General features: G+C 70.2%; 21 protein-coding genes. 13 read left to right on the top strand and 8 right to left on the bottom strand.

Features of this window, described 5'->3' with window-relative positions; genetic code table 11:
- Positions 1 to 20: 20 nt before the first annotated feature.
- From QZ749_RS12045 to QZ749_RS12030, 4 genes are all read left to right on the top strand, one after another.
- Positions 21 to 1,046, top strand: coding sequence for a CDP-6-deoxy-delta-3,4-glucoseen reductase (locus tag QZ749_RS12045; RefSeq protein WP_296946979.1), 1,026 nt, complete (start codon positions 21 to 23; stop codon positions 1,044 to 1,046).
- Between the two features lie 141 nt (positions 1,047 to 1,187).
- On the top strand, positions 1,188 to 2,453 hold the full coding sequence (locus tag QZ749_RS12040; protein ID WP_296946977.1) for an MFS transporter: 1,266 nt from the start codon (positions 1,188 to 1,190) through the stop codon (positions 2,451 to 2,453).
- A complete protein-coding gene (locus QZ749_RS12035; protein ID WP_296946974.1) occupies positions 2,450 to 3,160 on the top strand; it encodes a DUF1345 domain-containing protein in 711 nt (236 codons plus the stop codon). The genes QZ749_RS12040 and QZ749_RS12035 overlap by 4 nt, the downstream gene beginning before the upstream one ends.
- A gap of 86 nt (positions 3,161 to 3,246) precedes the next feature.
- Positions 3,247 to 3,624 (top strand): HPF/RaiA family ribosome-associated protein, encoded by a 378-nt coding sequence (locus QZ749_RS12030; RefSeq protein WP_296946972.1) that lies wholly within the window; start codon positions 3,247 to 3,249, stop codon positions 3,622 to 3,624.
- 138 nt (positions 3,625 to 3,762) lie between these two features.
- Here the strand turns inward: QZ749_RS12030 and QZ749_RS12025 are convergent, their stop codons facing one another.
- Complete coding sequence (locus tag QZ749_RS12025; protein WP_296946970.1) at positions 3,763 to 4,578, bottom strand: helical backbone metal receptor; 816 nt, start codon at positions 4,576 to 4,578, stop codon at positions 3,763 to 3,765.
- Positions 4,579 to 4,690: 112 nt separating this feature from the next.
- Here QZ749_RS12025 and QZ749_RS12020 point away from each other — a divergent pair, with 112 nt between their 5' ends.
- Entirely contained in the window at positions 4,691 to 5,650 is a 960-nt protein-coding gene (locus tag QZ749_RS12020) for a GGDEF domain-containing protein (RefSeq protein ID WP_296946968.1), read from the top strand.
- A gap of 86 nt (positions 5,651 to 5,736) precedes the next feature.
- Positions 5,737 to 7,185, top strand: a complete 1,449-nt coding sequence (sbcB, locus tag QZ749_RS12015) for an exodeoxyribonuclease I (RefSeq protein WP_296947170.1) — start codon at positions 5,737 to 5,739, stop codon at positions 7,183 to 7,185.
- Positions 7,186 to 7,437: 252 nt separating this feature from the next.
- Here sbcB and pyrF read toward each other — a convergent pair whose 3' ends face one another.
- On the bottom strand, positions 7,438 to 8,259 hold the full coding sequence (gene pyrF / locus QZ749_RS12010) for an orotidine-5'-phosphate decarboxylase (protein WP_296946965.1): 822 nt from the start codon (positions 8,257 to 8,259) through the stop codon (positions 7,438 to 7,440).
- 144 nt (positions 8,260 to 8,403) lie between these two features.
- Here pyrF and QZ749_RS12005 point away from each other — a divergent pair, with 144 nt between their 5' ends.
- The 7 genes from QZ749_RS12005 to QZ749_RS11975 all read left to right on the top strand — a co-directional run bounded on the left by QZ749_RS12005 (position 8,404) and on the right by QZ749_RS11975 (position 13,460).
- Entirely contained in the window at positions 8,404 to 9,015 is a 612-nt protein-coding gene (locus QZ749_RS12005) for a LemA family protein (protein WP_373896818.1), read from the top strand.
- A 7-nt stretch (positions 9,016 to 9,022) separates the two neighbouring features.
- The gene (locus tag QZ749_RS12000; RefSeq protein ID WP_296946962.1) at positions 9,023 to 9,874 is read left to right on the top strand and encodes a YgcG family protein; all 852 of its coding nucleotides are present in this window, start codon (positions 9,023 to 9,025) and stop codon (positions 9,872 to 9,874) included.
- Complete coding sequence (locus tag QZ749_RS11995; RefSeq protein ID WP_296946960.1) at positions 9,871 to 10,383, top strand: TPM domain-containing protein; 513 nt, start codon at positions 9,871 to 9,873, stop codon at positions 10,381 to 10,383. The genes QZ749_RS12000 and QZ749_RS11995 overlap by 4 nt, the downstream gene beginning before the upstream one ends.
- A gap of 64 nt (positions 10,384 to 10,447) precedes the next feature.
- Positions 10,448 to 11,212: an SDR family NAD(P)-dependent oxidoreductase gene (locus QZ749_RS11990; protein ID WP_296946957.1), complete on the top strand. Its 765-nt coding sequence runs from the start codon at positions 10,448 to 10,450 to the stop codon at positions 11,210 to 11,212.
- A gap of 617 nt (positions 11,213 to 11,829) precedes the next feature.
- The gene (locus QZ749_RS11985) at positions 11,830 to 12,147 is read left to right on the top strand and encodes a hypothetical protein (RefSeq protein ID WP_296946954.1); all 318 of its coding nucleotides are present in this window, start codon (positions 11,830 to 11,832) and stop codon (positions 12,145 to 12,147) included.
- Between the two features lie 163 nt (positions 12,148 to 12,310).
- Positions 12,311 to 12,724 (top strand): VanZ family protein, encoded by a 414-nt coding sequence (locus QZ749_RS11980; protein ID WP_296946952.1) that lies wholly within the window; start codon positions 12,311 to 12,313, stop codon positions 12,722 to 12,724.
- 220 nt (positions 12,725 to 12,944) lie between these two features.
- Entirely contained in the window at positions 12,945 to 13,460 is a 516-nt protein-coding gene (locus QZ749_RS11975; protein WP_296946950.1) for a hypothetical protein, read from the top strand.
- 358 nt (positions 13,461 to 13,818) lie between these two features.
- Here the strand turns inward: QZ749_RS11975 and QZ749_RS11970 are convergent, their stop codons facing one another.
- The 6 genes from QZ749_RS11970 to QZ749_RS11945 all read right to left on the bottom strand — a co-directional run bounded on the left by QZ749_RS11970 (position 13,819) and on the right by QZ749_RS11945 (position 22,733).
- Entirely contained in the window at positions 13,819 to 15,195 is a 1,377-nt protein-coding gene (locus QZ749_RS11970; protein WP_296946948.1) for a glycosyltransferase, read from the bottom strand.
- A 326-nt stretch (positions 15,196 to 15,521) separates the two neighbouring features.
- Positions 15,522 to 17,336, bottom strand: coding sequence for a glycoside hydrolase family 2 protein (locus QZ749_RS11965; RefSeq protein ID WP_296946946.1), 1,815 nt, complete (start codon positions 17,334 to 17,336; stop codon positions 15,522 to 15,524).
- On the bottom strand, positions 17,296 to 18,435 hold the full coding sequence (gene galK, locus QZ749_RS11960) for a galactokinase (protein ID WP_296946944.1): 1,140 nt from the start codon (positions 18,433 to 18,435) through the stop codon (positions 17,296 to 17,298). Before galK ends, QZ749_RS11965 begins: the two co-directional genes overlap by 41 nt.
- A complete protein-coding gene (locus tag QZ749_RS11955; RefSeq protein ID WP_296946941.1) occupies positions 18,432 to 19,556 on the bottom strand; it encodes a Xaa-Pro peptidase family protein in 1,125 nt (374 codons plus the stop codon). Before QZ749_RS11955 ends, galK begins: the two co-directional genes overlap by 4 nt.
- The gene (galT, locus tag QZ749_RS11950) at positions 19,553 to 20,647 is read right to left on the bottom strand and encodes a galactose-1-phosphate uridylyltransferase (RefSeq protein WP_296946939.1); all 1,095 of its coding nucleotides are present in this window, start codon (positions 20,645 to 20,647) and stop codon (positions 19,553 to 19,555) included. The genes QZ749_RS11955 and galT overlap by 4 nt, the downstream gene beginning before the upstream one ends.
- Positions 20,648 to 21,191: 544 nt before the next feature.
- The gene (locus tag QZ749_RS11945) at positions 21,192 to 22,733 is read right to left on the bottom strand and encodes a dipeptidase (protein WP_296946937.1); all 1,542 of its coding nucleotides are present in this window, start codon (positions 22,731 to 22,733) and stop codon (positions 21,192 to 21,194) included.

The following is a 22,733-nucleotide window of genomic DNA, read 5'->3' as shown; positions in this document are numbered from 1 at the left end:
CGTATTCATTCGAGGATTGTATGACGTTCCAGATCACTGTCCAGCCCAGCGGCCACCATTTCGACTGCGAGGCGGACGACACCGTGCTCGGCGCGGCGATCCGCTCCGGCGTCGGCCTGCCGTACGGCTGCAAGAACGGCGCCTGCGGTTCCTGCAAGGGCAAGGTCGTCGAAGGCACGATCCACCACAAGCCGCACCAGGCGCGCGCCCTGTCGGACCAGGAAAAGCTGCAGGGCTATGCGCTGCTCTGCTGCGCCGTGCCCGAGGGCGACCTGGTGATCGAGGCGCGCGAGGTCGGCGGCAGCACCGACTACCCGGTGCGCAAGATGCCGACCCGGGTGCAGGCCATCCGCCGCGCCGCGCCGGACGTCGCCGTCCTCACGCTGCAACTGCCGGCCAACGAGGCGCTGGCCTACCGCGCCGGCCAGTACGTCGAATTCCTGCTCAAGGACGGCAAGCGCCGCGCCTACAGCATCGCCACCGCGCCGTCCTTCAGCGGCCCGATCGAGCTGCACATCCGCCACCTGCCGGGCGGCCTGTTCACCGACCACGTGTTCGGCGCCATGAAGGAGCGCGACATCCTGCGCTTCGAAGGCCCGCTGGGCACCTTCTTCCTGCGCGAGGAGTCCGACAAGCCGGTCGTGCTGCTGGCTTCCGGCACCGGCTTCGCGCCGGTCAAGGCGCTGGTCGAGCATATGATCCACCTGAAGTCGGAGCGTCCGGTCGCGCTGTACTGGGGCGGGCGCCGCCCGCAGGACCTGTACATGCACGACCTGTGCGCGCAGTGGGCGCGCGAGCTGCCGTGGCTGCGCTACGTGCCGGTGGTGTCGGACGCGCTGCCGGAAGACGGCTGGACCGGCCGCACCGGCTGGGTCCACGCGGCCGTCATGCAGGACATTCCCGACCTCTCGGGCCACCAGGTGTATGCCTGCGGCGCGCCCGTGATGGTCGATGCGGCGCGCGCCGGGTACGTGGCGCAGTGCGGCCTGCCGGCGGACGAGTTCTACGCGGATGCGTTCACGACGGAGGCGGACCTGGCGGCGTGACCTGTTCGGTGCGCACGGGGTGCGCACCCTGCGCCATCGTCACCGATGCGTGAAAGCGATCGCAGGCGATGTCAAGACAGCATATATCCGGCATATAGGGCACAATGAAGCCTGCCTGTCTTCCCACCGTGTCCACCCCCTATGCCATCGTCTCCTCCGGCAGGCGGCCTTGCCGTCCTGCGCAACCGTAACCTCTCCTTCTACCTGTCCTCGCGCTTCCTCGGCACCCTCGCCGTCCAGATGCAGAGCGTCGCCGTCGGCTGGCAGGTGTACCAGATCACCGGCCGGCTGTTCGACCTCGGCCTCATCGGCCTGGCCCAGTTCGCGCCCTTCCTGGTGCTGATCCTGTGGGCCGGCCACGTCGCCGACACCTACAACCGCCGCAACATCGTGCTGCTATGCCTCGGCACCCAGCTGCTGTGCAGCCTGCTGCTGATGGCGTTCACGCTGTCCGGCAGCCACGACGTCTGGCCCGTGTTCGCCGTGCTGGTGCTGTACGGCAGCGCGCGCGCCTTCATGATGCCGGCCTCGCAGGCCGTGCTGAGGAACCTCGTGCCCACCGAGCAGTTCTCCCAGGCCGTCGCCCTCAGTTCCTCGACCTTCCAGGTGGCCGTGATCGCCGGGCCCGTGGTCGGCGGCCTGCTGTACGTGTTCGGTCCCAACTTCGTGTACGCCGTCTCCAGCACGCTGCTGGCGCTGGCGGTGCTGCTGATGGCGGGTACCAGGAGCATGCCGCAGGCGCGCAACAAGGCGCCCGTCAGCTGGCACACGCTGCTCGAGGGCCTGCGCTTCGTGCGCTCGCGCCCGATCGTGCTGGGCGCGATCTCGCTCGACCTGTTCGCCGTGCTGTTCGGCGGCGTCACCGCCCTGCTGCCGGCCTATGCCCACGACATCCTCGATGCCGGGCCCACCAGCCTGGGCCTGCTGCGCACGGCGCCCGGCGCCGGCGCCGCGCTGTGCTCGATCGTGCTGGCCTTCCACCCGATCACGCGCCGCGTCGGCGCCTGGATGTTCGGCGGCGTGGCCCTGTTCGGCCTGGCCACCGTGACGATGGGCCTCGTGCACAGCTTCCCGGTGGCGCTGGTCGCCCTGTTCCTGCTCGGCGCCGGCGACATGATCAGCGTGTACATCCGCCACCTGCTCGTGCAGTACGAGACGCCGGACGAGATCCGCGGCCGCGTCAGCGCCGTGAATGCCGTCTTCATCGGCGCGTCCAACGAACTGGGCGAGTTCGAGTCGGGCCTGACCGCGAGCTGGCTGGGCCTGGTCCGCGCCATCATCTTCGGCGGCGTCGCCACCCTCGTCGTCACCGGCACCTGGATGAAACTGTTCCCCGTGCTGTCGCGCATGGACCGCTTCCCGCACCACGAGGCGGAAGAACGGGCCCGGGCCGGAACCGCCCCATGAGCGCGCACGCGCCCGAGCGCAAGCCGGCGCGCCAGGCCGGCGCCCGCCGCTGGCCGCTGCGCTTCGTGCGCGCGCGGCCGCACCTGGTGCTGGCGATCGCGTTCGGCGTCGCGGTCGGTCTGCTGCTGCCGGGCAGCCATGGCTGGCTGCGGCGCGCGCTGGTCGGCTGGAACGCCGGCGCCTGGCTGTACCTGGCCAACATGGCGTGGCTGATGATGCGCGCCGACCACCGCAAGGTGCGCGAGATGGCGCAGCGCCAGGACGAGAGCGCGCGCGCGGTGCTGGGCCTGATGGTGGCCGGCGCCGTCCTGAGCCTGTACGCCATCGTCACCGAACTGGCGCGCATGGGCAAGGTCGGCGCCGACGAGGCGGCGCTGCACTACGGCTTCACGATCCTGACCGTGATCGGCTCCTGGCTGATGGTGGGCGTGCTGTTCGCGCTGCACTATGCCCACCTGTACTACTGCAGCGACCACGGCGCGGCCGGCCCGCCGCTGCGTTTCCCGGAACCGGACCTCGCGCCGAACTACTGGGATTTCCTGTATTTCTCGTTCACGATCTCGATCGCCGTCCAGACCTCGGACGTGGCGGTCGCCACCCGCGCCATGCGCAAGCTGGTGCTGGGCCATTCGGTGCTGTCGTTCTTCTTCAACCTGGTCATCCTGGGCCTGTCGATCAATATCGCCGCCAGCGTCGTCAATGCCTGACTTGAAGTCGAGCGTGCGTTCCCCCACATGGTAATCAGGCGAGGACGGGTAAGATCATGCCAACCGCATCACAAAGGAGGGAATATATGGAAATCAACATCAATACCGACAACACCATCGACCGTCACCAGGGCCTGGACGAGCGCGTGCGCAGCAGCGTCGAAGCCGCCATCGGCCGCTTCGAGCAGGTGCGCCGCGTCGACGTCCACGTCAGCAACGAGAACAGCCAGAAGCACGAGGACGGCAGCAACTACTGCATGATGGAAGCGCGCGTGTCGGGCTATGCGCCGGTGGTCGTGCATGCGCACGCGGAAAACCTGCAACTGTCGATCACCGCCGCCGTCGGCAAGCTGCAGCGCGCGCTCGACAGCGCCCTGGGACGCCTGAACGACAAGAAGCTGCGCGAACCGGCGCCGGTCGACATCGACGCGATGGCGGACAAGAACCTGACCAGCGGCGAATGACCCATGCCTGGAGCCTGCCACGCAGGCTCCCGGGCTCGCCGGCAACGGCGTCGCCCCGGCGCAGGCCGGGGTCCCCGCTTCATGCCCCTTGCTTCACGCCTGCTCGCTTCACGCCTGCTCGCTTCACGCCTGCTCGCTTCATGCGCCCTCGAGCATCTCGCGCAGCGCACGCAGGTAGCGCAATCCTTCCAGCGCCCTGCTGCCGTACCACGACATCATCTCCCCGTCCACCAGCAGCACCGGGATCCCGACCTGTTTTTCCAGCGCGTCCGCATGCGCCTGCGTGAAGCGGTACGGCTCCGTCGACAGCAGCACCGCGTCCAGCCCGTCCACCAGCGCCTGCGACCAGTGAAAGCGCGGATAGCGCGCCGTGTCCAGGTCCGGCACGCGCCAGCCCAGTTCGGCCAGCATGGCGGCGATATAGGTATCCCGCGACACGGTCATCCACGGATCCTGCCAGATGCAGTACAGGACCGTGCGCGGCGGCCCGCGCCGGGCGGCGCGCAAGGCAGCGTATTCCTGTTCGAACGCGGCGCACCAGCGCGCGGCGGCCGCGTCGGCGCCGAAGATGCCGCCGAGCAGGCGCGCCAGCGCCAGGTTGTCGCGCGGCGCGTTCGGGTGCGTGACGACGACGTGCGGCACGAACTGCGCCAGCGCGTCCACGGTGGGCTTTTCGTTCTCGTCGATGTTGACGACCACGTGCGTTGGCGCCAGGCGCCGGATCTTGTCGATGTTGACGTCCTTGGTGCCGCCCACCTTGGGAATCGCGGCCACCGTCTCGCGCGGATGGATGCAGAAGCCGGTGCGGCCCACCAGCTTCGGCGCCAGGCCGAGCGTGCACAGCAGTTCGGTGATCGAGGGCACGAGGCAGACGATGCGGGCATCGGGCGCCGGCGCGTGGCGCCGGCCGAGCGCATCGACCAGGTCGTGCGCGGTGTCGTTATTGGCAGTCATGACGCCATTGGACCACCATTACGAAATGTACGCCAGGCACCCCAGGGGATGGCGATACGGTATCATGCAGGGCTGTCAATATACCCCGCTTCCCGACCTTACCGGAGAGACCATGCAACCGACCGGCACCTTCGGTGCTTCCCGCTACGCCATCGGCGACCTCGACCTGTTCCGCGGCGCCGCCACCCCGGCCGTCGCGGCCGAGCTCGCCAACTGCACGATCGTGCGGGTGGCCAAGGGCGACCAGGTCCAGGAAGGATTGCGGGCCCGCCTGTACATCGTGCTGGCGGGCGCGCTGGGGGTGGAGGCGTCGTGGTCGGTCGGCGACGACCGCCTGGAGCACATCCTGCCCGGCGAGAGCGTGGGCGAACAGTCGGTGCTGGACGAGGCCGCCAACCTGGCCGCCATGGTCGCGCTGGAAGACACCGAGCTGCTGGTGATCGAGCCGGACCTGGTGTGGCAGCTGATCGAGCGCCACCATGGCGTGGCGCGCAACATGCTGCGCCTGCTCTCGTTCCGCATCCGCGCCGCCAACGCCCTGCTGCGGCGGCGCCAGAAGCTGGGCGAGTTCTACCGCCAGCTGTCGTTCAACGACGGCCTCACCGGCCTGTACAACCGCGCCTGGCTGAACGACATGCTGCCGCGCCTGGTGGCGCGGGCGCGCCAGGACGGCGCCGCGCTGTCGCTGGTGATGATCGACCTCGACCACTTCAAGCGCTTCAACGACACCCACGGCCACCTCGCCGGCGACGGCGCGCTGTGCGCGGCCGCGGGCGCGCTGCGCGCCGGCCTGCGCCCGACCGACTACGCGGTCCGCTACGGCGGCGAGGAAATGGCCGCGATCCTGCCCGACACGTCCCGCGAACTGGCGATGGCGGTGGCGCAGCGCCTGTGCCTGCGGCTGCGCGAGACCGTCGTGTTCGACGACATGCGCCTGCCGCTGCCGCACATCACCGGTTCGTTCGGCGTCGCCACGCTGGCGCCCGGCCAGGACGAACGCGCCCTGGTGACGGCCGCCGACGCGGCCCTGTACCGGGCCAAGGAAGCGGGACGCGACCGCATCGGCATCTGAAGGTTCCCGCGCGGACTTGCGCCGCGGCTGGAGCCGCGCCGGGGCGGCGCGTTAGAATGGCGGCGCGATCCACCACCGAGCACCCGATGAGCAACCACACCTTCCTCTGGCACGACTACGAAACCTTCGGCGCCGAGCCGCGGCGCGATCGTCCGGCGCAGTTCGCCGCGATCCGCACCGATGCCGACCTCAACGAGATCGGCGAGCCGATCATGCTGTACTGCCAGCCGGCGCCCGACTACCTGCCCGACCCGCAGTCCTGCCTGATCACCGGGATCGTGCCGCAGCACTGCCTGGAGCACGGGGTGCCGGAACACGCGTTCGCCGCCGCCATCTGCGCCGCGTTTTCCGAGCCGGGCACCATCGGGGTGGGCTACAACACGATCCGCTTCGACGACGAGGTCACGCGCTTCCTGTTCTGGCGCAACCTGATCGACCCGTACGCGCGCGAATGGCAGAACGGCTGCGGCCGCTGGGACCTGCTCGACGTCGTGCGCATGGCCTATGCGCTGCGCCCGGACGGCATCGCCTGGCCGCGCCACGACGACGGCCGCCCCAGCTTCAAGCTCGAACACCTCACGCGCGACAACGGCCTGGCGCACGACGCCGCCCACGATGCGCTGTCCGACGTGCGCGCCACCATCGCGCTGGCGCGCCTGCTCAGGGCGCGCCAGCCGAAGCTGTTCGACTTCTGCCTGGAGCTGCGCCGCAAGGACCGCGTGGCCGCCGAGATGGGCCTGCACCTCGACCCGGCCCAGCGCCAGCCCTTCCTGCACGTCTCGGGCATGTTCCCGGCCGAGCGCGGCTGCCTGTCGCTGGTCTGGCCGCTGGCCACGCATCCCACCAACAAGAACGAGGTGCTGGTCTGGGACTGCCGCCACGACCCGTCCGAGCTGTTCACGCTGGATGCCGACACGATCCGCCAGCGCCTGTTCACGCGCGCCGCCGACCTGCCCGAGGGCGTCACGCGCCTGCCGGTCAAGAGCGTGCACCTGAACAAGTCGCCCATGCTGGTGGCCAACCTCAAGACGCTGTCGCCGGAACTGGCGCAGCGCTGGGAACTGGACGTCGCCCAGTGCCAGGCCCATGCGCGCATCGCGGCGGGCGGGCCGGACATGACGGCCCTGTGGCAGCAGGTATTCCAGCGCGACGGCGAGGGCGGCGCGGCGGACGTCGACGAAGACCTGTACGGCGGCTTCGTCGGCAACAGCGACCGCCGCCGCCTCGAAGCGCTGCGCGCCGAGTCGCCGGCCCGGCTGGCGGCCGCGCGGCCCGGCTTCGACGACAAGCGGCTGGGCGAGCTCGTGTTCCGCTACCGCGCGCGCAATTTCCCCGACACGCTGTCGGCCGAGGAAGCGCAAGCCTGGGAAGAGCACCGCGCGGCGCGCCTGTTCGACGGCGCCGGCGGCGCGCGCACGGTGGACGACCTGTTCGCCGCCATCGACACGCTGTCGGAGACGGCGGACGAACGGGGCGAGCAGATCCTGGGGGCACTGTACGACTACGCCGAAATGATCGCGCCCGAGCGGTATTGAGGCATGCGGCATGGTGCGCACCCGACGGCTCCGGCACACACCGAGGTCGGTCAATCGAGGCATGTCGTTACCGTAGGGTGCGCGCGGCCGGCGCAGGCACCCTGTGCGCACCACATGCCGGCATCACGCGAACGTCATGGTGCGCACGGGGTGCGCACCCTACGCCATCGTCATCGATGCGTGGGACGATCGTAGGGTGCGCGCGGCCGGCGCAGGCACCCCGCGCGCACCAACCGCCGGCACCGACGCGTCTTACGCGCGGTGCAGGTTGATCGCGTCGCGCGTCTCCAGCGCCACCCTGCGCGCGGCCTGCGCGAAATCCTCGGCGCCCTGCGGCTGCGCGTACAGGATCGCGCGCGAGGAATTGATCATCATGCCGGCGCCGGCCGCCGTGCGGCCCGCCTTCACGGTCGCCGCGACGTCGCCGCCCTGGGCGCCGATGCCCGGCACCAGCAGCGGCATGTCGCCGACGATGCCGCGCACCCGCGCCAGCTCCTCGGGGAAGGTGGCGCCCACGACCAGCGCGCACTGGCCGTTCCGGTTCCACTTGTCCGCCACCAGGCGCGCCACGTGCTGGTACAGCGGCTGGCCGCCGACGTCGAGGAACTGCAGGTCGGAGCCGCCCGCGTTGGAGGTGCGGCACAGCACGATCACGCCGCGGTCTTCCCATTCCATGTACGGCTCCACCGAGTCGAAGCCCATGTACGGGTTGACGGTGACGGCGTCGGCGCCGTAGCGGTCGAAGGCTTCGCGCGCGTACTGGCGCGCGGTGGCGCCGATGTCGCCGCGCTTGGCGTCGAGCACCAGCGGGATGTGCGGATGCTTGTCGCGCAGGTGCCGGCAGATCGCCTCGAGCTGGTCTTCGGCGCCGAGCGCGGCGAAATAGGCGATCTGCGGCTTGAACGCGCAGGCCAGGTCGGCGGTGGCGTCGATGATGGCCTTGCAGAACTCCAGGATACCGTCCGGACGCTCGCGCAGGTGCGCGGGAAAACGCGCGACGTCGGGGTCCAGCCCCACGCACAGCAGGGAATCGTTGCTGCTCCAGGCGGCATTCAGCTTGTTGATGAAGTTCACGGCGGGCCTCGTCATTCGTTGCAAACCCTCTATTGTAGCGTGCTCCGGGCAGGCTGCAGCGAGCGACTGGTCGCGTCCATACGCCGCTGCGCGGGGATTTCGGGTATATTTTTAGTCATTCGACAACTTGCAACGGATTTTCCCATGAAGCCATCCTTCATCACGCGCTGGACCGGCATGCTCGTCGGCGCCGTCCTGGCCGGCGTCCTGCTCTCGGGCTGCGGCTACAACGAGTTCCAGGCCAAGGACGAGGCCACCAAGGCCGCCTGGTCCGAGGTCGTCAACCAGTACCAGCGCCGCGCCGACCTGATCCCGAACCTGGTCAACACGGTCAAGGGGTATGCCGCGCACGAGAAGGATACGCTGGAAGCCGTGACCCGCGCGCGCGCGGCCGCCACCAGCTTCCAGATCACGCCGGAAGTGCTGAACAATCCCGAAGCCTTCCAGAAATTCCAGCAGGTGCAGGGCGAGCTGTCGGGCGCCCTGTCGCGCCTGATGGCCGTGTCCGAGAACTACCCGCAGCTCAAGGCCGATACCAGCTTCCGCGACCTGCAGTCGCAGCTCGAAGGCACCGAGAACCGCATCACCGTGGCGCGCCAGCGCTACATCGCCTCCGTGCAGGAGTACAACGTGCTGGCGCGCAGCTTCCCGACCAACCTGACGGCGATGGCCTTCGGCTACCAGCCCAAGCCCTCGTTCACCGTCGAGAACGAGAAATCGATCTCGACGGCGCCGGCCGTCAACTTCGGCAAGTAAGGCGCGCATGCTCGCCGTCCTGCGCCTGCTGTGGGCCTGCGCCCTCGCCGCCCTGCTCGCCGGCCAGGCCCACGCGCAGGCCCAGTCCGGCTTCAAGGAAGTCCCGGCCCTGCAGGCGCGCGTCACCGACCAGGCCGGCATGCTGACGCCGGACCAGCGCCAGCGCCTGGAAGGCGTGCTGGCCGACTACGAGGCGCAGACCGGCAGCCAGATCGCCGTGCTGCTGGTGCGGTCGACGGAGCCGGAAGCCATCGAGCAGTACGGCATCCGCGTCGCCGATGCCTGGAAGCTCGGCCGCAAGGGCGTCGACGACGGCGTGCTGCTGCTGGTGGCGCGCGACAACCCGAAGGCGCTGCGGCGCCTGCGCATCGAGGCCGGGCGCGGCGTGCAGGGCGTGCTGACCGACGCCCAGTCCAAGCGCATCCTGCAGGACACGATCGCCCCGCACTTCCGCCAGGACGACTGGTACGGCGGCCTGGTCGCCGGCGTCGGCGCCATCGCGACGCTGCTGAACCAGGAAAAGTTCCCGGCGCCCAAGGCCCAGCCGGCGGCGCAGGACGACGAGGTGACCGGTCCCGGCGTCATCACCAGCATCTTCCTCATCTTCGTCGCCATCGCCATCGTGCGCTCCCTGTTCCGGCGCCGCCCGCACCTGGCCCAGCCCGGCGCCGGCGGCACGCACGGCTGGGACGGCGCCACCACCGGCTTCATCCTCGGCAGCATCCTCAGCAACATGAACAACGACCGCCAGCGCGGCGGCGGCTTCGGCGGCTTCGGCGGGGGCGGCTCGTCCCACGGCGGCGGCTTTTCGGGCGGCGGCGGCAGCTTCGACGGCGGCGGCGCCTCGGGAGACTGGTGATTGAACCGCAGAACCCCGTCCGGCGCGCCCTGCGCCACCTGCTCAGCACCCGCACCGAGGCCGAGCGCGCCTTCCCGGCGGCGACGCTGGCCGCCATCGGCGAAGCGATCGCGGCCGGAGAACGGATGCACCGCGGCGAAGTGCGCCTGATCGTCGAGAAGGCCCTGCCGCTGTCGGCGGCCTGGTCCGGCGTGACCAACCGCCAGCGCGCGCTCGCGCTGTTCGCCGACTACGGCATCTGGGACACCGAGGAGAATTGCGGCGTCCTCATCTACGTCAACCTGGCCGAGCACAAGGTCGACATCGTGGCCGACCGCGGCATCGACCGCCGCATCGACGCCGCCACCTGGCAGGCCGTGTGCGCCACCCTCACGCAGGGCTTCGCGCGCGGCGACTTCCACGGCGCCACGCTGGCGGCCGTCGGACAGGTCAACGACCTGCTGCGGCGCCATTTCCCGGCCAACGGGGGACGCGCCAACGAGTTGCCCGACCAGCCGCTGATGCTGTGAGGCCCGCAGCGGCCGGGTAGCTGGGTAGAATGGCGGCTTTGTCCGCATTCGAAAGGTAAGCCCCATGAAACTCGCCCAGAAAGTCGCCATCGTCACCGGAGCCAGCCAGGGCATCGGCCTCGCCTGCGCCCGGCGCCTCGTGCAGGAGGGCGCGCGCGTGATGCTGGCCGACGTGCGCGAAGACGGCGCGCAGGCCGCCGCCGCCCTGGGCGATGCCGCCCGCTTCGTGCGCGCCGACGTCGGCGTCAAGGCCGACGTCGAGGCCATGCTGGCCGCGACGCTCGCCGCCTTCGGCCACGTCGACATCCTGGTCAACAATGCCGGCGTCACCCACGCCGCCGGCTTCCTCGACCTGGAAGAAGAGGACTTCGACCGTGTCCTGCGCATCAACCTGAAATCGATGTTCCTGTGCAGCCAGGCGGTGGCGCGCGAGATGGTCAAGCGGGGCGGCGGCTGCATCGTCAACATGTCCAGCGTGAACGCCGAGCTGACGATCGCCAACCAGGTGCCCTACGTGATCTCGAAGGGCGGCGTGAACCAGCTGACGCGGGTGGCGTCGATCTCGCTGGCGCAGCACGGCATCCGCGTGAACGCCGTCGGCCCCGGCACGATCCTGACCGAGCTGGCCAAGGAAGCGGTGCTGGCCAGCCCGGAGGCGCGCCACACGATCCTGTCGCGCACCCCGCTGGGCCGCTGCGGCGAGCCGGAGGAGATCGCCGCCATCGTCGCCTTCCTGGCCAGCGACGACGCGTCCTACATCACCGGCCAGACGCTGTACGCGGATGGCGGCCGGATGGCGCTGAACTACACGGTGCCCGTCAGGGATTGATGGCCGGATGCGTGGAAACCGGCGTTGCGCTCAGCCATTATAGGCACAATCAATATCTGGTATCCGAAATGGGAATTGGACAGTCATCTCGCGCTGCAACATAATCGCACCTGTCTCCACTATTCTCCTCCAAGAAAATAGTTTGAAGCCCGCCAAGCAAGCGGGCTTTTTTTTTTGACCTTCTGCTGCGTCTGCTCACCCTCCTGGAAATTCTTGAGCGAAAACCCTGTCCATCGTGCCGACTGCGACACAGCGTGACCAGTTCGTTCGGGGACCGCGATTCGCTTGAGGCCTGTCATACCCGAGTCATATTCGCCTCCTATACTGGATTCACTGGATACACGCAACCGATATGCGTGATGCAGAAGGTGTGCCGCGCCAGGCGCCGCACACCGCACCGGTTTCCGCGTCTCTTGGCCCGATCTTGGGTTGTGCCCGTCTTCCGTTGGCGGGCATTTTTTTTGGCGCACGCCTTGTTTCCGCGCGCCACGCAGCGCACAAAAAGTTCCACGGCCGAGCTTGAAGCAACACCATATTCCGCTATCATGAAACTTGCACCGTGCACTGTTTCACATTCGCACGGGGGTCCAGACACTATCACATAGGGAAACCGTCCAATGACTTCACCCGTACACGAGACGCTGTCGCCACCCCAGCCCTTCAACCCGTCGCGCCGCCGCGCCGAGGACGGCGATTGCCTGGTCCTCAGCGAGCTGAACCCGCGCATGGTCATCGACCATCTCGAGGACGAGGCGCAACCGCTGCAGCTCCAGACCTTCGGCACGGTCCGCGAAACCTGCCCGAAATGCCAGAGCGGCCACCTGAAGCTCGTGCTGCGCCAGTCGGCGGTACGCATGGCCCACCTGTTCTGCGCGGACTGCGCCAGCTGCTTCGACGCGCACTACCCTGACGGCAAGCCGGCGCTGACCATCTGACGCGACACCGCCCGCGGCCCCCTGCGTCCTCCCGCAATGCGGCGACGCCGGTTGCCGCCGCGTGCCAGCGGCGACGCCGGATCGCGGCGCCGCCCCGTGCGTGCTCGCGTCCGCAGCGCTGCGCGCACCCATGGTAAGGTGTCGGTTTTACCCGCACCGACCGATGACCGACCTGCCGTCCATCCTCCTGCACGACCTGCGCCTGCGGCGCCTCTGCATCGCCACCGCCACCGTCATGTACCTGGCGATCCTGGTCGCCGGCTCGATCCCGGGCGCGCGCGCCGACATCGGCCAGTACGCCTCCGGCGCGGTGCTGCATTCGACCGCCTACGCCGTGCTCGCCTGCCTGTGCTTCTTCGGCGGCGGCGGCGGCGTGCTGGCGCGATCCGCCAGGGCGATCCTGCTGGTGGCCGCCATGGGCGCGGGCGACGAATTCGTCCAGAGCTTCTTCCCCTACCGCGGCGCCGACGTGCGCGACTGGGCGGTCGACTGCGCGGCGGCGATCGCCACCTGCGCGCTGCTGTCGCTGCTGCTGGCGCGCGTCTTGCCGGCCCGTGCGGCCGGCGGCCGGCGCTGAACCGGCGCCCTTCCCTCATCGCCACGTCCTTGACGTGGCTCATGCCCAACCCGAGTCGGCCTGAACGCGACGTCCCGCCGCGCCTCTTACCGAAGTGGCTCGCGGCATCGTCACATCCCTACTCGCGGAAACCGCGGACGCTCCGTCGCGGCGGCGGGCGGCACGCCGCCCCTGCCGCGTCCGGGGTGCCCTGACACTATCCCATCGGAAGGAGTCGATCATGAAGCAACAACACCACAGCGTGGTACTGGCGGGCATGCTGGCGCTGGCAATCGGCCTGTCCGCGTGCGCCCAGTGGCGCGGCGGCGGCACGGACGGCAGCGGCGGCAGCGGCACCGGCGCCGCCACGGGCAGCAGCGCCGACGGCGGTACCGGCAGCTCCGGCAGCTCCGGCAACTCCGGTAGCTCAGGCAGCTCGGGCTACGACCAGTCCGGCGGCCAGGCAGCCACCACCGGCGACATGACCGGCGCGCAACAAGGCCAGGCCGGCGCCAGCCCGAACGCCACCGTCGCCGACATCGAACCGGTGCAGCGCCAGGTCGCCACCGGCACCGAGGGCGACACCGCCATGGGCAGCAGCGGCAGCGCGGGCGCCACCGGCAGCTCGCCCAGCCAGAGCTATCGCATCACGCTGCGCATGGACGACGGCAGCACCCAGATGGTGACGCAGGACGCCACGCCGGACTTTCGCAGCGGCGACCGGGTCAGCCTGTCGGGCGGCGTGATCCAGCGCTAGGAGTCTGCGGGGCGGAAGGGTCCGCGCCGATACCGGCGACGAGCGAGGCGCGTGCGGCGCTACGGACAAGCCAATGGCGCGCCCATTGGCGCGAACCGTAGCGCCGGACGATACGGGTTTTCGGCAGTGCGGGCCGAACCGCCTGCTACGCGCAGCCGCCCGCGCGCCATCCGACCGACGGCAAGACCGTCACCCCGGCGCAGGCCAGGGTCGGTTTGCCCGTCATGGCAACGCTCGGCCCCCGGCGCCGGCCTTAACCCCAGCCTTGGCCGGGACGACGCGGCCGCATGGCCGCTCGCACGCCCGACCGGGGCGCGACGGCGGCGCAGCGGCGGTGCAACCGGAACTCAACCGGAACTCAACCGAGCTTGGCCGACCGCGCTGCCGCCGCCACCGCCGTCGATCCGGCGCCCGCCGATCCGGCGCCCGTCGCGGCACCGCTCCCTCCCGCTGCCGCGCCCGCTCTTGCTGCCGCTCCAGTTCCTGCTGCCGCTGCCGCTGCCGCATGCGCATCGTGCGTGCGCAACGGATTGACCTTCGCGCCTGCGCGCGGCGCCGCGGCGCTGTCGATCGCGATGGCGCCCGCCGCATCCTTGCCGGTCTCCACGGCCGCGGCGCGCGCCGCCGCGCGGCGTTCCGCGTGCGCCGGCGCCGCGTCGATGAGTTCGCGCATGCGCGTCGCGGTGCGGTTCCACGAGGTGGCGGCGACGATCGCCTGCATCGCCTCGACCATGCGCGCGCGCTGTTCCGGCGTCTGCGCCAGCGCCGCCTCGCAGGCGGCGGTGAAGGCGTCGGCATCGCCGGCGATGGCCACCACGTGGCCGTAGGGGTTCGCCACGTCGGCGATCGGCGTGCCGACGATCGGCAGCTGGGCCGCCATGTATTCGAGCACCTTGGTCGGGCTGATGAACTTCGTCGCCTCGTTGATCGCGAACGGCATCAGGCAGACGTCCCAGCCGGCCAGCAGGTCGGGCAGCGCCTCGTAGGACTGCTGGCCCAGGTAGTGGATGTTCGGGCGCCGCGGCAGGCGCGCCGTCTCGATCTTGACCACCGGCCCGGCCAGCACGATCTGCCAGTCCGGCCGCGCCGCGGCCACCTGGTCGACCAGTTCCGGGTCGAAGCGTTCGTCCAGCACGCCGTAGAAGCCCAGGCGCGGATGCGGGATGGCATCCTGCTGCGGATGGCTGCGGCCGCGGTCGAGCGCCTGGCGGAAGTGCTGGACGTCGACGCTGCTCGGGAAGCAGTGCACGTTCGGGTGGCGGTGTTTCTTCGCCTCGTACAGGCTGGGGCCGCCGGCGAACACCAGGTCGGCGATGTTCAGCAGTGCGCTCTCGCGCTGGAGCAATTGCTTGGGTGGGTTCTTGAACGACGCCAGCTCGTCCATGCAGTCGTACACCACGCATGTCGGTTGCAGCGCCTGCAGCAGCGGCAGCGCCATTGGGGTATAGAACCAGGCGATGACGTCCTCTCCTGGCGGTGCCAGTTCCGCGACCATGGGTTGCAGCAGGCGCAGCTGCTCGTCGTGGAAACCGGGCGCCTGGATCGGCGTGTGCGCGCGGCACACGGTCACGTTCGGGGCGGGATGGCTCCGGTGCATGAACGGGGCGCCGCCATCGTACTCCGGCTCCTCGACGAACAGGACCGGGTAATGCTGCGCCAGGCGCGACAGCAGGTGCTGCGGCCGCTGGAACACGAAATCCCAGCGCAGGTGACTGAAAACGACGATGGTAGGCATGATGACTCCTTGTTCGCCCATGGCGGGCGTCGATTGATCGAAAATACGTTGCGGTGCCGCCTGCCGGCAGGCGATGCCGGCAGGCGGCGAACGCGCCCTGCCGGGACGGCGCGGCAGGGGCCGCGCGGCCGGGCACGGCCATCCGGTGTCTCCTCCGTCGCGCCCGGACAGGGCGCCCGCGGGCCGCGCTACCCGCGCCGCATGACGCGGGGCGCACGCCCCCGGGTGCGCGGCGCCTGCGGGCGCCGCGCGACGGACTGGAATGGCGCCCGGCCTCGCGCCGGACGGTCGCCCGCGACGGTCTTCGAGGTCCGCCGGGGCGCTTGTCAGGCCTTTCCTGGCCCTTCCTCTCCTTCCGGTTCCGCGTCCTTGCGCACCGCGAGCGGGACGTTGCGCGTGGCCGCGCTGATCACCTCGAACGGCAGCTTCGGCGTGCGGTCGGCGTTCAGCAGGCCGTTCGCCTCCTGGAAGGTGTCGGCGAACTGGGTGTAGCAGAAGCCGCTGAACATGAAGGTCTCGTTGACCACTTTCAACAGCCGTTCGTACAGCGCGTGATAGCTCTCGGCCGTGTGGGCACGGGTATAGCCCCAGGTGCCGTCCTCGGGGACCGCGTTCGGGTCGAACGCGATGCCGCCGAATTCGGTCAGCACGATGGGCTGGCCGCGGTGCGGGAACCCGTCCAGCGTCAGGATGCGGCCGCCCGGGCGGCGCTGGTCGAACAGCGTGCGCACGGGATCGCTGACCTCGTAGCGCGCCTTGATCTTGTCGGGGTCGCCGTCGTAGTCGTGGATGCCCAGGATGTCGGTGGCCGAGGCCTCCCAGCCATCGTTGCCGATCACCGGGCGCGTCGCGTCCAGGGTGCGCGTCAGGTGGTACAGCGCCTCGACCGCGTTGCGGTGGGCCTGGGTCAGGGTCAGGTTCGGCACGCCCCAGGATTCGTTGAAGGGCACCCAGACGATGATGCAGGGGTGGCTGTAGTCACGCTCGATCGCCTCGGTCCATTCCTGGACGATGCGCTTGATCGCGTGCGGCGAGAAGCGGTAGGCCGAGGGCATCTCTTCCCACACCAGCAGGCCCAGCTTGTCGGCCCAGTACAGGTAGCGCGGGTCCTCGATCTTCTGGTGCTTGCGCACGCCGTTGAAGCCCATCAGCTTGGCCAGTTCGACGTCGCGCCGGAGATGCTCGTCGGACGGCGCCGTCATGAACGATTCGTTCCAGTAGCCCTGGTCCAGCACCAGGCGCAGCGGATACGGGCGGCCGTTCAGCAGCAGGCGGTCGCGGTTGATGTGGAAGGCGCGCAGGGCCGTGTACGACTTGATGTGGTCGACGACGCGCTCGCCGCAGCGCAGGATCACCTCGGCGTCCAGCAGCGTCGGGCGCTCCGGGCTCCACAGCAGCTCGTTCCTCGAATCGTCGATGCCGGGGTCGGACAGGGCGATCTTGCGGTTGGCCTCGCCCGCCAGCAGCTTGTAGTGGTCGTCCGCCAGCAGCTGCTCGCCGTGCCAGATCTTCACTTCGACGAACATGTCTTCCTGGATGTCGCCGCCGGCGAACACCTCGCAGCCGATCTCGAAGGTTTCGAAGATCGGGGTCCAGCGCAGCGAACGGATGAAGGTGCGCGACACTTCCTCGATCCAGACGGTCTGCCAGATGCCGGTGGTCCGCGGATACCAGATCGAGTGCGGCTCCAGCAGCCAGTCCTGCTTGCCGCGCGGCTTGGCCAGGTCGGCCGGGTCGTCTTCGACGAACACGGTCACGACCTGCCGGCCGTCGGGCTTGAGCGCCCCGGTGATGTCGGCCGAGAACGGCGTATGGCCGCCCTCGTGCTCGGCCACCAGCTGGCCGTTGACCCAGACCCGGGCCGCATAGTCGACCGCGCCGAAGTGCAGGATGGCGCGCTTCTCGGACGGCTTCAGGTCGAAGTCGCGCTCGTACCAGCAGAACCGGTGGAAACCCGTGTCCTGGATGCCGGACAGCGCGGTCTCGGGCGCGAACGGCACCTCGATCTCATGGGTCCAGCCGGTCACGCCTTCCGGCATGCGGCAGACGTGGCCGTCGTCGAAGCGGAAACGCCACTTGCCGTTCAGGTTGATCCAATTGTCACGTACCAGCTGGGGCCGGGGATACTCGAACTGGCTCATTATTGTTTTCCTTTCCTTGGGTCGGGACCGGAATCAGGATGCGACCCTGGCGTCCCGCTTTGTTGTAGGTGGAGAGTGCTGCCTGTGCGGCCTCGCGGGCGGACCCGGCCCGGCACAGGGCCACGCAGGCCCCGCCGAAGCCGGCGCCCGTCAGGCGCGCGCCGAGCACGCCAGGCGCGGCGCGCAATGCCGCCACCAGCTGGTCGAGCTCGGGAATCGATACCGCGTAGTCGTCGCGCAGGCTGTCGTGCGACGCGTTCATCAGCGCGCCGAAGCGTTCGGCCGACACGCCCCGCGCCGCTTCCAGCACGCGCAGGTTTTCCTGCACCACGTGGCGCGCGCGCCGGCGCAGCGGCTCGGGCAGCGCCTCGACCGCGGCCGCGTCGGCCGGGTTGGACACATCGCGCAGCGCCGCCACGCCCAGCTTGCGCGCCGCTTCCTCGCATTCGGCGCGGCGCTCGTTGTACTTGCTGGCGGCCAGCGTGCGCGGCACGCCGGAGTCGACGACGATGACCGCCGTCTCCGGCGGCAGCGGCACCAGGCGGTGGTCCAGCGTGCGCGCGTCGATGAACAGCATATTGCGCTCGTCGCACAGGCTGGACGCCATCTGGTCCATGATGCCGACGTTGACGCGCGCGTACTCGACCTCGGCGCGCTGGGCCAGCCGGGCCAGCGCCACGTCGTCGAGTTCGAAGCCGAGCCACTGGCGCAGCGCGCGCAGCGTCGCCACTTCCAGCGCCGCCGAGGACGACAGGCCGGAACCCACCGGCAGCGCGGTGGAGACGAACATGCGCAGCGGCGGCACCGTCACGCCGCGCGCCTCGACCAGGCGGATGCAGCCCTCGACGTAGCTGCCGAAGCCCTGCGGCGCGCTGCCGCCGCGGGCGGCGAAGGTGACGTTGCCGTCGAGCGTGCCGGAATACAGGTGATGCTGGTCGTCCTGGCTGGCGGCCAGCGCGACGTCGGTGCGCTGGGGCGTGGCCAGCGGCAGCATGAAGCCGTCGTTGTAGTCGGTGTGCTCGCCCAGCAGGTTGACGCGGCCGGGCGCCGAGGCGAGCGCCTCGGGGGCGCCGCCGAAGAAGGATTCGGGTGTGTTCATGGCATGGCCTCCCCTTCCAGCCACAGCGGCCGCGCGCGGCCGTCGACGGTCGTGGCCGGCCAGTCCGGGGCCAGCGTCAGGTTGTCCAGGCCGCCGGGGCCGAGCAGGAAGGTGTCCTCGACCTTGACCCCGGCAAAGCTCGGGTTGAAGGCGAACGCCATGCCGGTCTCGATGCCGGTGGCCGTGCTGGCGCTGGCGACGATCTCGCGCGCCGCGTAGCCCGTGATGCCGCCCTGGTGGTGGCGGCGGATCTCGTCCGGGCGGTTGGCGTGGCGGTAGGCGGCGTCGAGCGCGTGGTAGACGGCCGCCAGCGACTGCCCGGGGCGCACCGCGTCCAGCCCGGTCGCCTCGGCGCGCAGCAGCTCCTGCTCGGCGGCCCGCAGCGCGTCCGGCACCGCGCCGAACGCGACGAAGCGGGTCAGGTTCGCATACAGGCCATGGCGGCGCGCGCAGAACACCAGCATCGCGCGGCCGCCCAGCGCCTCGTGCGTCGGCAGCGGATGGCGGAACAAGGGCAGGCGCCGTTCGCCGGCCGCCAGCACCAGCGCCGGCTGGATCCCGCGCGCCAGCAGCTCGCGCGCGCCGGCGGCGGCCAGTTCGTGTTCGGTCCAGTGCGGCCGCGCCGCGCGCAGCGCCGCGGCCATCGCGGCGGCGGCGTCGCCGCCGAGCGCGCGGTAGCGTTCCTGCTCGCCCGGCTCCAGCACCATGCGGCGCAGGCGCAGCGCCGGCGGCAGCGGCCGCTCGTCGCGGCGCGGATGGTCGGACAGCACCGGCGCGCCCGCGGCGGCGCCCAGCACGTAGGTGTCGTGCAGTTCCGTCTCGGCCCAGGGCGCGATGTGGAAGGACAGCCCGAGGCCGTCCGCCAGCTGTTCGCGGCGCAGGCGCTCGGCCTCGATCTCGTCGGTCAGCACGCAGGCCTCGTGCGGCGTGACCAGCAGGTCGGCCACGCCGAGGTCGGCGGCCAGCAGCACCGAAGCGTCGCCTCCGGCCGTGGCCCAGGCGAACCAGTCCACGCCGCGCAGCCGGATCGCGCCGGCGCCGGCCTGCGCCAGCGCCTCGCGCACCAGGTGCAGCTTGCGCGCGACTTCCGCGGCGCGCGGATTCAGGACGTCTTCGCTCATGCGGCCTCCTCCAGGGCGATCTCGACCTGCTGCAATTCGTAGGCCGTGGTCTCGGGCAGCACGTCCATCGCGAACATGCCCGCGCCAAGCTCGGTGCCGGCCAGGAACTTCAGGCGGTCGCGCATCCGGTACGGCGGGCAGAACTGGGCGTGCAGCTGGGTTTCCGGGTGGTCGGCGCCGTCGGTCGGCGCCTGGTACCACATCATCAGGTAGGGGAAGGGGCGGTCCCACAGGCCGTCGTACTTGAGCAGCACCGTCTTCAGGGCGCGCGCCAGCGCGGCGCGCTGCGCCGGGCCCAGCGCGCCGAAGTCCTGGCACGGCGCCAGCGGCATGACCCAGGCCTCGTACGGGTAGCGCGCGCAAGGCGGTACGAAGGCGATCGCGTGCTCGTCGCGGTACAGCACGCGCTTGCCGTCGGCGGCCTCGGCGCGCGCCATGTCGCACAGCAGGCTGGCGCCGTGCTGCAGGAAGTATTCGCGCTCCTGCGCCAGCTGCCGCGCCGGCACCGGCGGCACGAACGGGTAGGCATAGATCTGGCCGTGCGGATGGTGCAGCGTGACGCCGACCTCGGCGCCGCGGTTCTCGAACGGCAGCACGTACTGGATGTGGCCGTGGCCGCGCAGGCGCGCGGTGCGGTCGGCCCACACCTGCAGCAGCAGCGCGATGCGCGCCGCCGGCAGGCTTCCCAGCGAGGCCTGCGCATCCTGGGTGAACACGACCACCTCGCACTTGCCGTTGGCCGGCGCGGTCGGCACGTCCAGCGCAGGCGGGTCGTGCGCATCGAGCGCCAGCGACGGGAAGCGGTTGTCGAACACGGCGACCTCGTAGTCGCCGGCGGGCAGCTCGGTCGGGTGCGCCGGGTCGCGCGTGGGCGCCAGCGGGTTGTACTGCGGCGGCGGCTGGTAAGTGCGGTTCTGGCGGTAGGCCGCATACGTAACCCACTCGCCACGCAGCGGATGCCAGCGCAGGTGGGGATTGGCGTGCTGCGGCTCGGCGAAGGGACTGGGCGCGGCCAGGCCGGCCGGGATCGGCTGGGTGCTGTACAGGGTAAGTGTTCGTCCGTCGGGTTTGATCAATTCTTCGCTGTGCATGGCTCGTCGTGTCGGGCAATACGCGGCGCGCGGTGCAAATACCCCCTTGCGCGCCCGGTGATGAATCGATCCTATCATGGCGTTTTCGCCACATTTTCCCTGGGTCAGCGCTTGTTTTTCCAGCAATCAATGGTCCTGAATCGACAGGGCAGACGCGGTCCCGGCCATCCTGGCGTCCCTGCTAGGGAAACGCATAGTCGGCAGGCAGTTTCCTCTATGAAGCAAGGGTTGGCGTAGGCCGTAACCTACAGGATCATTGGAAGGATTTACCCGTTTCGGCGAGAAGATGACCTACAAGGCAAGCCATCGTGACGCACTGCGGCAAACGGCCGCGTGCGCCTGGGTAGAGGGAGGGAGTGCGGGAGTGCGGCAGCGCAAGCCCGCGAAGCGGCGGGGCCGCTCATGTGCACTCATGTGCGTTCACGTACATTCGCCGCGTTCGCGTGCGTTCACGCGTGCCGCGGCGCCGACGCCGGCGCGGCCGCGCGCCGGGACGTGCGCCATCCGCGGCGCGCGCGGGCCGGGATGCCGGGCCTCCCGCGTGTCACCTGGCCAGTTCCGCCATCACCGCCGTGTACATCTCCAGGTTCAGCATCAGCTGCTTGACCGTGATGAACTCGTGCTCCGAGTGGCCGGTATAAACGGTATGCGGCATGGCCGGCCCGAAGCTGACGGCGCGCGGGAACAGGCGCGAGTTGGTGCCGCCGCCGATCGCCACCGGCTTCGGGTCCTTGATCCCGGTGAAGTGCGAGAACACCTTCAGCAGCACCGGCAGTTGCGGCGCATCGGTCTGCACCCACGGCTCGCCGATGCTCACGTCGGTGCGCGCCAGCTGCACGTGCGCGCCCTGCCACTGGGCCAGCGCGGCATTGATCTCGTTGCTCAGTTGCTGGCCCGTCTTGCCTTGCGGACGGCGGATGTTGATCGACAGTTGCAGGCCGTCGGCCTGCTCGCGGATCACGGTGGGGGCCACCGTCATCGGTCCCATGAAGGCGTCGCGGTAGGCGATGCTGCCGAACTTCTCGCCATAGTGGCCGGTGCCGACCAGGTCGTTGAGCAGGCCGACGAGGGCGCCGGCCGTCGTCTGCGGCCATGGGCGCACGGCCAGCGCGTCGGCCAGCATGGCGATGGCGTTGACGCCCTCTTCCGGCTTGGACGAATGGGCCGACAGGCCCTTGGCCGTCACCAGCAGGTTGCGGTCCTGCCACTCGAAGCCGTAGCGCATGCCCGCCTGCCTCGCGCCGCGCTGGCGGATCTGCGCCTCCAGCGCCGGCGTCGCGTTCACCACGAGGGCCTGCGCATCCTCGGGGACCTGGCTGTCGAAGAAGCCGCCCTTGAACGCCAGGATCCACGGGCTGCCGTCGTCCACCGCGGCGGACAGCGCCGGCACGGTCAGCGCGATCGTCCCGTAGCCCTTCTCCGCCGTCACCGCGGGGTACTCGGCGTCGAGCGTGACGTTCACCTCGGGCAGCGGGTGGTCCTTGACGAAGGCTTCCAGCGGCCCCCAGTCCGACTCCTCGGCCATGTAGACGTACAGCTCGATGCGCTTGGACAGCGGCAGCTGCAGGTCCTTGAGCGCCTTCATCGCGTACAGCGCGGTGGCGATCGGGCCCTTGTCGTCCTCGGCGCCGCGCGCCAGCAGCTTGCCCGGCTCGCTGGCGCGGTCCAGCACGAACGGCGACGCCTTCCACTTCGACGCATCGACGGGCTGCACGTCGCCGTGCGCGATCAGCCCGACCTTCTCGGCGCCATCGCCCAGGCCGACGATGACCACGCAGCCCTGGTCGGAAAAGTCCAGGCCGAGGCGCGCCGCTTCTTCCTTCAGGTAGGCCTTGAAGGCGCCATGGACCGGATTGCGCTCGCAGGGGATGTCGCGCGCCGCCACCGTGTTGAAGCCGACCAGCTTCGCCAGCGTGTCGACGACGTCGGTGCGGTAGGTCTCGACGGCGTGCTTGGCGGCGCGGATCGCGTCGTCGCCGGGGGCGGCCGGGGCGGCGCCCGCGGGCGCGGCGCCCAGCGCCAGCGCCAGGGCCAGCGCCGCGGACAGCGCGCGCAAGGGGGTCGTGTTCTCGTGGTTGCGGTTCAA

Source organism: uncultured Massilia sp., assembly GCF_913773735.1.
Classification (GTDB): Bacteria; Pseudomonadota; Gammaproteobacteria; order Burkholderiales; family Burkholderiaceae_D; genus Telluria.
The sequence above is the reverse complement of the archived record's forward strand: the minus strand, read 5'-3'. Positions and strand labels throughout refer to the sequence as shown.